The 7,765-nt window shown below is 50.8% G+C and carries 7 protein-coding genes and 7 tRNA genes; 1 reads left to right on the top strand and 13 read right to left on the bottom strand.

Features of this window, described 5'->3' with window-relative positions; translation table 11 throughout:
- Positions 1-78 precede the first annotated feature (78 nt).
- The 3 genes from aguA to RNAN_RS08050 form a co-directional block, all read right to left on the bottom strand.
- Positions 79-1,194 carry an agmatine deiminase gene (gene aguA, locus RNAN_RS08065; protein ID WP_008220590.1) on the bottom strand — a complete coding sequence of 372 codons (1,116 nt, stop codon included), beginning with the start codon at positions 1,192-1,194 and terminating at the stop codon, positions 79-81.
- The gene (gene aguB, locus RNAN_RS08060; protein ID WP_008220587.1) at positions 1,195-2,091 is read right to left on the bottom strand and encodes an N-carbamoylputrescine amidase; all 897 of its coding nucleotides are present in this window, start codon (positions 2,089-2,091) and stop codon (positions 1,195-1,197) included. It abuts the gene before it with no gap.
- A gap of 185 nt (positions 2,092-2,276) precedes the next feature.
- On the bottom strand, positions 2,277-2,909 hold the full coding sequence (locus RNAN_RS08050; protein ID WP_008220583.1) for a peroxiredoxin-like family protein: 633 nt from the start codon (positions 2,907-2,909) through the stop codon (positions 2,277-2,279).
- Positions 2,910-3,055: 146 nt separating this feature from the next.
- Between RNAN_RS08050 and RNAN_RS08045 the strand changes: the two genes are divergently transcribed.
- A complete protein-coding gene (locus RNAN_RS08045; protein ID WP_008220581.1) occupies positions 3,056-4,240 on the top strand; it encodes an FAD-dependent oxidoreductase in 1,185 nt (394 codons plus the stop codon).
- 38 nt (positions 4,241-4,278) lie between these two features.
- On the opposite strand, the gene RNAN_RS08040 is transcribed toward RNAN_RS08045, so the two are convergent.
- The 10 genes from RNAN_RS08040 to RNAN_RS07995 form a co-directional block, all read right to left on the bottom strand.
- Positions 4,279-4,353, bottom strand: a tRNA-Gln gene (locus RNAN_RS08040).
- A gap of 51 nt (positions 4,354-4,404) precedes the next feature.
- A tRNA-Gln gene (locus RNAN_RS08035) sits at positions 4,405-4,479 on the bottom strand.
- Between the two features lie 51 nt (positions 4,480-4,530).
- Positions 4,531-4,605: transfer RNA gene (locus RNAN_RS08030), tRNA-Gln, on the bottom strand.
- 51 nt (positions 4,606-4,656) lie between these two features.
- Positions 4,657-4,731, bottom strand: a tRNA-Gln gene (locus RNAN_RS08025).
- 51 nt (positions 4,732-4,782) lie between these two features.
- Positions 4,783-4,857, bottom strand: a tRNA-Gln gene (locus RNAN_RS08020).
- A 30-nt stretch (positions 4,858-4,887) separates the two neighbouring features.
- A tRNA-Leu gene (locus RNAN_RS08015) sits at positions 4,888-4,972 on the bottom strand.
- Positions 4,973-4,992: 20 nt separating this feature from the next.
- Positions 4,993-5,069 (bottom strand) — tRNA-Met (locus RNAN_RS08010).
- 185 nt (positions 5,070-5,254) lie between these two features.
- The gene (ychF, locus tag RNAN_RS08005; protein WP_008220575.1) at positions 5,255-6,346 is read right to left on the bottom strand and encodes a redox-regulated ATPase YchF; all 1,092 of its coding nucleotides are present in this window, start codon (positions 6,344-6,346) and stop codon (positions 5,255-5,257) included.
- A 46-nt stretch (positions 6,347-6,392) separates the two neighbouring features.
- A complete protein-coding gene (pth, locus tag RNAN_RS08000; RefSeq protein ID WP_008220574.1) occupies positions 6,393-6,995 on the bottom strand; it encodes an aminoacyl-tRNA hydrolase in 603 nt (200 codons plus the stop codon).
- On the bottom strand, positions 6,995-7,600 hold the full coding sequence (locus RNAN_RS07995; protein ID WP_008220572.1) for a 50S ribosomal protein L25/general stress protein Ctc: 606 nt from the start codon (positions 7,598-7,600) through the stop codon (positions 6,995-6,997). Before RNAN_RS07995 ends, pth begins: the two co-directional genes overlap by 1 nt.
- Between the last annotated feature and the right edge of the window lie 165 nt (positions 7,601-7,765).

Below are 7,765 nucleotides of genomic sequence, written 5' to 3'. Positions count from 1 at the left end.
GTCAACTGATCGCTGAAATATTTCTTAACTGATCAGTATTGCGCTGTGAAGCGGGTTTTTTCTTACAATACCACTGTTCTAGCCAATCGGCTGTTGCTGGGTAATACAATGAATATTACCACCGCCTAGCAGAATCTCCCGGCCTGGCACGGTAACCACTTTATGCTCTGGATACAGGCGTTGCAGGATCTCAGCTGCTACTTTATCGTTCGGGTCATCAAAAGTTGGCAGAATTAAACCACCGTTGCATAAATAGAAGTTGATATAGGAGCCAGCCAGGCGGGCATTCGCTTCGCGTGGAATCGCACTCATCGTTGCATCTACCGTGGCATACTCTTCGGCTTTGGCAATAATGGGGGCCGGTACCGGCAGCTTGTGCACCTTAATTTTGCGGCCTTTAGCATCGGTCGCCGCTTCCAGGTAATCCAGCGCCGCTTTGCTGCGCGCATACTGCGGATCGGTTTTGTCGTCCGTCCAGGCTAATACCACTTCACCGGGTTTAACAAAACAGGCCATATTGTCGATATGGCCGTCGGTTTCGTCGTTAAAAATACCGTCTTTTAACCACAATACCTTGTCGATACCGAGATAATCGCGCATCTGCTGCTCAATTTGCTCGCGGTTTAAATGCGGGTTACGGTTGCTGTTGAGTAAACACTCTTCTGTGGTTAACAGCGTGCCTTCACCATCAACATGAATAGCACCGCCTTCCAATACAAAGCCTTCAGTGCGGTAGCGCGGCAGCTGCTCAATACCCAATACCTTGCTGGCCACCTGGTCGTCTTTATCCCAGGGGAAATACAAACCGCCGTTTAAGCCGCCCCAGGCGTTGAACGTCCAGTCGATACCACGCACATCGCCTTTGGCATTAGTAACAAACGTAGGCCCGGTATCACGACACCAGGCGTCGTTATTGGAAATCTCTACTACGCGGATGGGGAACTTGGTGCCGACATCGGTCAGCTGCGACAGCGCATTAGCATACTGCGCCGCAGAAGCACCCACGGTTACCGGCTCAAAACCGGCAATGGCTTTGATAACGGCAACAAAGGCCTGCTGCGCCGGTTTGGCGCCTAAACGCCAGCTGTCAGTACGCTCTGGCCATACCATCCAGGTTTGCTTGTGCGGCGCCCATTCGGCCGGCATGCTAAAGCCATCGGCGCGTGGCGTACTGTTAAGGGTTGTAAAGGCCACTTAGTTACCACCTTGTGTTTTTGGCTGCTTGGTTTGCCCATCTTTGGTCAGCACGGCACCGTATAAATCGATACGACGGTCACGGAAAATACCCCAGGCGCGGCGGGTGGCTGCTACCGCGTCTAAATCAAAGGTGTGTACCAGCACAGCTTCTTCGGTTTCGCCGGCCTCCTGTACCTTGGCACCGGTTTCATCAGCAATAAAGGAACTGCCGTAGAAGGTAATATGGTAATCACCTTCGGTTTCAGTACCGATACGGTTAGAAGCTATCAGTGGCATCAGGTTAGCAGCGGCGTGGCCTTGCTGCGTGCGCTGCCAGTGATCGCGTGAGCTGATCGTAGGATCATGCGGCTCGCTACCAATGGCTGTAGGGTAGAACAGTAATTCTGCGCCCATTAACGCCATGCTGCGGGCGCACTCGGGGAACCACTGATCCCAACAAATACCGACACCGATTTTGGCGTACTTAGTCGCGAACACCTTAAAGCCGGTATCCCCCGGGGTGAAGTAATACTTTTCACTATAGCCCGGGCCATCCGGAATATGGCTTTTACGGTAGGTACCCAGGTTCTCGCCGTCAGCGTCGATAATCACGACGCTGTTGTACAGGCAGTTACCGGCTTTTTCATAAATGCTGATTGGCAGCACCACATTTAGCTCTTTGGCGATTTTAGTAAAGTGCGCTACGGCCTTGTTTTCGGCCACTGTGGTGGCAAAGGCTAAATAGTCTGGTTTTTGTTTCTGGCAGAAATAATTGCGCTCAAACAGCTCCTGCAGCAGGATAATCTGTGCGCCTTTAGCGGCAGCATCGCGTACTAAACGCTCACCACGGGCAATGTTTTCATCGACATTCCAGCCGCCAATCATTTGGGTAGCAGCAACAGTTACATTACGCATCAGTTATCTCCGGCAGAGGCTAAAACCAACAGGCTAGCATCGTTACCGATACTTGCCAAACAGGGCGCGAAAAATGCCGTATTTTTGCCCGGCCGTCAACGCTTTTTGATAAAAAAACAGCAGCGGAAAATATCACAGTGTCCGCTGCGGTAAACAGCTGAGAGACGACCTGAAAAGAGAAAGGTTTATTGCAGCGCCAGCTCGGCTGCTTTTAGCAGTAACTCGCTGTGCAGCCGGGTTTTATAGTTAATGTGCACATAACTAAACAGTGCTTCGCCAGCCGTGTTGACGATATACACCGCCGGTACCGGCAGTACCACTTTTTCTGTACCGGCTTCGGTAGTGATCAGGCTACCAAGCTTGCCTTTATAAGCCGCTGCAGTTTTATCATCCAGATAATAGGCCAGGCCAAAGGCACTGCTGGCAGCGAAATTAGCATCCGACAGCAAGGTATAACTCAACTTTTGGCCGCCAGTGTCGTTTAAGCTTTTGTTGATCGATGCCACGCTATCCGGCGTGATGGCAATAATTTGATAACCCAGCTGGTTTAACCTTGGCTCTATGTCACGCAATGCTGCCAGCTGAGCGTTGCAATAAGGGCACCAACCACCACGATAAAACACCAGCACAGACGGCTTTTGTTGTACCAGCTCAGTAAGTGCAACGGCTTTGTTATCTGCTGCAGTTAAGCTAACCGCCGGTATGGTTAAACCGTTTAGCAGCGGCGTTACCTGCTCGACTGATGGCGCTATAGCGTTAGCAGCAAAAAGTTTGACGCTAAACAACATAGCCCCAAGTGCAATAAGGTAAGTTTTCATAGTGGTTCCTTAAGGTGAATTAAACTAATGCCCCACTAAGACAGGGCGAGGCTGGTTTTGCTTTCATTCGGCGGTAAATATCGCGGTTTTCGTTTTTTTACCAGCCTGTCGTACAATGTGACTCTCATTAAATAAGACCAAGCAATATGAGCAGCGACAGTTCAAATAAAGAGTTTGATATCAGCATTGTTGGCGGTGGTATGGTCGGCGCGGCTATTGCGCTGGCATTAAGCCAGGCTGGCCTGCAGGTAGCGCTAATTGAAAAACAGGCACCGCCAGAGTTTATGCCTGATAGTGCGCCCGATCTTCGCGTCTCGTCCATTAACCTGGCCAGCGAAGCCTGGTTAACTCAGCTGGGCGGCTGGCCGGCGCTTGAGCGGATGCGGCTATGCCCCTATCAGCGATTGCAGGCGTTTGAGCAGCTGCACAGTATCGTTAGCTTTAATGCGGCAGATATAAAGCGTAGCCATCTGGGCCATATTGTTGAAAACAACCTGCTGCAGCTGGCGCTGTGGCAGCAATTTGGCGCTAATCTGACGCTGTTTTGCCCGTCATCCGTTACGGCACTTGAGCAAAGCGCAGAAAGCGCCATGCTGACACTGGATAGCGGCGAGCAGCTTAGCAGTAAGCTGGTGGTAGCCGCCGATGGCGGCAATTCACAGTTACGCCGGTTAGCCGGTATTGGCACTAATGGCTGGCAGTACAGTCAGGCGTGTTTGGTCGCCTTAGTGAATACGCCTTACCCGCAGCAGGATGTGACCTGGCAGCAATTTACGCCCACAGGGCCAAAAGCGTTTTTGCCGCTGTGCGGCCAGCAAGGCTCAGTGGTGTGGTATGAAGAAGCTAGCAGAGTGAAACAGCTGGCGGCGCTGACACCGGCACAGTTAACCCAGCAGCTGATTAAAGCTTTCCCGGTGCAATTGGGCGAGGTTGAAGTGGTCGCCAGTAGCTGGTTCCCACTGGCGCGAATGGATGCCAACCGTTATTACGCCGGCCGTGTGGTGTTAGCCGGTGATGCGGCCCACACCATTAATCCGCTGGCCGGGCAGGGCGTAAACCTGGGTTTTGCTGATGCGAAGTTGCTGACAGAGCTGATTATTGACGCCAGACGGCATAACAGCGATATAGGGAGTGCGCAGCTTTTGCAACGCTATCAGCGTAAGCGTAAACCGGCGAATTTATTAATGATGAGCGCGATGGATGGCTTTTATCAGGTGTTTGGCCATGATATTGCGCCACTTCGTACGTTACGGCAGTTGGCACTGAATGTTGCTGCCCGTAGCACGCTGCTTAAAAAGCTGGTGGCGCGTTATGCAGTGGGGAGCGAGTAAAAGCAAAAACCCAGCCTTAGCTGGGTTCTACTGTTTAATGGCAGGGGCGGCTGGATTCGAACCAACGCATGGCGGGATCAAAACCCGCTGCCTTACCGCTTGGCTACGCCCCTGCAAAACGGGCGTGTCATGTCGTTTTCAAAACCACACAACCTATAAATTAATGGCAGGGGCGGCTGGATTCGAACCAACGCATGGCGGGATCAAAACCCGCTGCCTTACCGCTTGGCTACGCCCCTGCAAAACGGGCGTGTCATGTCGTTTTCAAAACCACACAACCTATAAATTAATGGCAGGGGCGGCTGGATTCGAACCAACGCATGGCGGGATCAAAACCCGCTGCCTTACCGCTTGGCTACGCCCCTGCAAAACGGGCGTGTCATGTCGTTTTCAAAACCACACAACCTATAAATTAATGGCAGGGGCGGCTGGATTCGAACCAACGCATGGCGGGATCAAAACCCGCTGCCTTACCGCTTGGCTACGCCCCTGCAAAACGGGCGTGTCATGTCGTTTTCAAAACCACACAACCTATAAATTAATGGCAGGGGCGGCTGGATTCGAACCAACGCATGGCGGGATCAAAACCCGCTGCCTTACCGCTTGGCTACGCCCCTGCAAAAACTTGTGTGCAACCACTTATAAAGTGGTGCGGAGAGAGAGACTCGAACTCTCACACCTTGCGGCGCTGGAACCTAAATCCAGTGCGTCTACCAATTCCGCCATCCCCGCATGCACAGGTAAAGTTAAAGTGGTGGCTACAGCGGGAATCGAACCTGCGACCCCAGCATTATGAGTGCTGTGCTCTAACCAGCTGAGCTATGTAGCCACGCTAACTTGACCTAAGCAAGTGGCGCGTATTATCCAGAACTGCCCCTATAGCGTCAACCGTTTTTTTGCGTTAAAAATTCAATGTTGGTTTGTTTGCCGATTTAATACGCAAAACGCTGGTTTCACAGACAATAAAAAAGCCGTTGTCGCTAAACAACGGCTTTTTCAGCGAAAATCTTTGGCTTAAACGTTAAAGCGGAAATGCATTACATCGCCGTCTTTGACAATGTAATCTTTACCTTCTAAACGCCATTTGCCGGCTTCTTTTGCACCGGCTTCGCCGTTGTACTGCACAAAGTCGTCATAGCCAACCACTTCAGCGCGGATAAAGCCTTTTTCAAAGTCAGTGTGAATTACGCCTGCTGCTTGTGGGGCTGTAGCACCAATGGCGACTGTCCAGGCGCGCACTTCTTTAACACCGGCGGTAAAATAGGTGTGCAGGTTAAGCAGTGAATAACCACCGCGAATTACCCGGTTTAAGCCTGGCTCTTCTAAACCCATATCGGCCATAAACTCGGCTTTTTCATCATCATCCAACTCGGCAATTTCTGACTCAATCGCCGCGCATACCGGCACCACGATAGCACCCTCTTTATCAGCAATCGCCTGCACGATGTCTAAATAGGGGTTATTTTCAAAGCCGTCTTCGGTCACGTTGGCGATATACATCGTTGGCTTGATGGTTAAGAAGTTCATATAAGCAATCAAGGCTTTCTCTTCTTTGTCTAACTCCAACTGACGCAGGGTTAAGCCTTGTTCTAAATGGGCTTTTACTTTTTCCAGTACCGCCATTTCGGCTTTCGCGTCTTTATCACCGCCCTTGGCTTTTTTACTGACACGTAAAATAGCGCGCTCGGCACTGTCCATGTCCGACAGCACCAGCTCCATATTAATGGTGTCGATATCATCAGCCGGGTCGATTTTACCGGCAACGTGAATAATATTGTCATCGTCAAAGCAGCGTACTACATGGCCAATCGCATCGGTTTCGCGGATATTAGCCAAAAATTTATTACCCAGGCCTTCACCCTTTGACGCGCCTTTAACCAAACCGGCAATATCAACGAATTCCATGGTGGTGGGCAGCACGCGTTGCGGGTTAACAATAGCCGCCAGTTTGTCTAAGCGCAGATCCGGCACCGGCACTACACCGGTGTTGGGTTCGATAGTACAGAACGGAAAGTTAGCCGCTTCAATACCTGCTTTGGTTAACGCATTAAACAGGGTGGATTTGCCTACGTTTGGTAAGCCAACGATGCCACATTTGAAACCCATAATTAGTATCCTTTACGTGCTGGAAAAAGTTGTACCGGCTGCGGAGTCAGCTGGCTTTAAAACTGTGCAGACGGCTTTGTGCTTTGACCAGGCCATCACGGGCCAGGATGTCAAAGCAGCGCGTTGCTTCATCAATACTTTGCTCTATCAGCTGTTGCTCACTGGCGGGCGCTTTGCCCAGCACATAACCGGTAACCTGATCTTTATGGCCGGGATGACCAATACCTAAGCGCAGGCGGTAAAAGTTCTGGTTATTACCCAGGCGCGAAATAATGTCGCGCAGGCCATTATGGCCGGCATGGCCACCGCCAAGTTTAAATTTGGCTACGCCGGGTTCCAGCGCCAGCTCGTCATGTGCCACCAGAATTTGCTCTGGCGATAGCTTGTAAAACTGTGCCATTGCCAGCACGGCTTTACCGCTTAAATTCATATAAGTAGAGGGAATAAGTAATTTGAATTCTTGCCCGGCACAGATAAATTTGCCGGTATAACCGAAAAACTTCGGTTCGTTTTTTAAGCTGGCATTAAAGGCGTGGGCCAGCTGCTGTACAAACCAGACGCCGGCATTGTGCCGGGTCTGGCTGTATTCCGGGCCCGGATTACCCAGGCCCACAATCAACTGAATGGCTGATTGAGTAGTGTCAGACATTACTCAGCGGCAGTTTCTTCAGCGTCAGCTGCTTTACCAGCTGGTTTGTTCACAGAAACAACAGCTAAGTCCTGACCTTTCGCTAATTGCACGAAAGTAACACCTTTAGGGGCTTTGATGTCAGATAAGTGCAGGTGAGCACCGACTTCAACGTCGCTCATATCAACTTCGATAAACTCTGGTAAGTCTTTTGGCAGACAAGAGATTTCGATTTCGTTAGCTGCGTGTACTACTACGCCACCTTTTTTCATAGCGGCTTCTTCGTTAACGAAGTGTACTGGTACTGTAGTGTGCAGTTCCTGGCCGGCTTCAACGCGCTGGAAGTCAACGTGCATAACCTTTGGCTTGAACGGGTGACGCTGCATCGCTTTAACGATGGCTTTAACTTCTTCACCGGCAACGTTAATTGTCAGGATATGAGAGTAGAAAGCTTCGAAGCTCTGGGCTTTTAACAGCTTAGAGTGCTCTAAAGTGATAGATTGCGCTGGCTTGCTGCCACCGTAAATAATCGCTGGAACTTTGTCTTCGTGACGCAGGCGGCGGCTCGCACCTTTCCCTGAATCAGTACGGACTTCTGCATTTAATGTAAAGATTGCATCAGACATGATGTACTCCAAAAATTTAAGTATCCCAAGACTTGCGACCAGTCTCAGGCTGGATGCCCCTTTTCTGGGGCGCGACATATTACCACCGGGCCGTAGCGGCTGCAATTGTAAATTGGTTGCTTTGGCGCCTGAATGCTAAATAGCAGCTATACTAAGGTGGTTGGT

The organism is Rheinheimera nanhaiensis E407-8 (assembly GCF_000296695.1).
GTDB classification, from domain to species: Bacteria; Pseudomonadota; Gammaproteobacteria; order Enterobacterales; family Alteromonadaceae; genus Alishewanella; species Alishewanella nanhaiensis.
Note: the sequence above shows the minus strand (reverse complement) of the source record. Positions and strands in the feature narration are given on the sequence as shown.

Excerpts from the sequence above, each read along its gene's own strand:
- aguB (WP_008220587.1), bottom strand. The coding sequence starts at position 2,091 with ATGCGTAATGTAACTGTTGCTGCTACCCAAATGATTGGCGGCTGGAAT.
- pth (WP_008220574.1), bottom strand. The coding sequence starts at position 6,995 with ATGTCTGACACTACTCAATCAGCCATTCAGTTGATTGTGGGCCTGGGT.
- RNAN_RS08050 (WP_008220583.1), bottom strand. The coding sequence starts at position 2,909 with ATGAAAACTTACCTTATTGCACTTGGGGCTATGTTGTTTAGCGTCAAA.
- RNAN_RS08045 (WP_008220581.1), top strand. The coding sequence starts at position 3,056 with ATGAGCAGCGACAGTTCAAATAAAGAGTTTGATATCAGCATTGTTGGC.
- RNAN_RS07995 (WP_008220572.1), bottom strand. The coding sequence starts at position 7,600 with ATGTCTGATGCAATCTTTACATTAAATGCAGAAGTCCGTACTGATTCA.
- ychF (WP_008220575.1), bottom strand. The coding sequence starts at position 6,346 with ATGGGTTTCAAATGTGGCATCGTTGGCTTACCAAACGTAGGCAAATCC.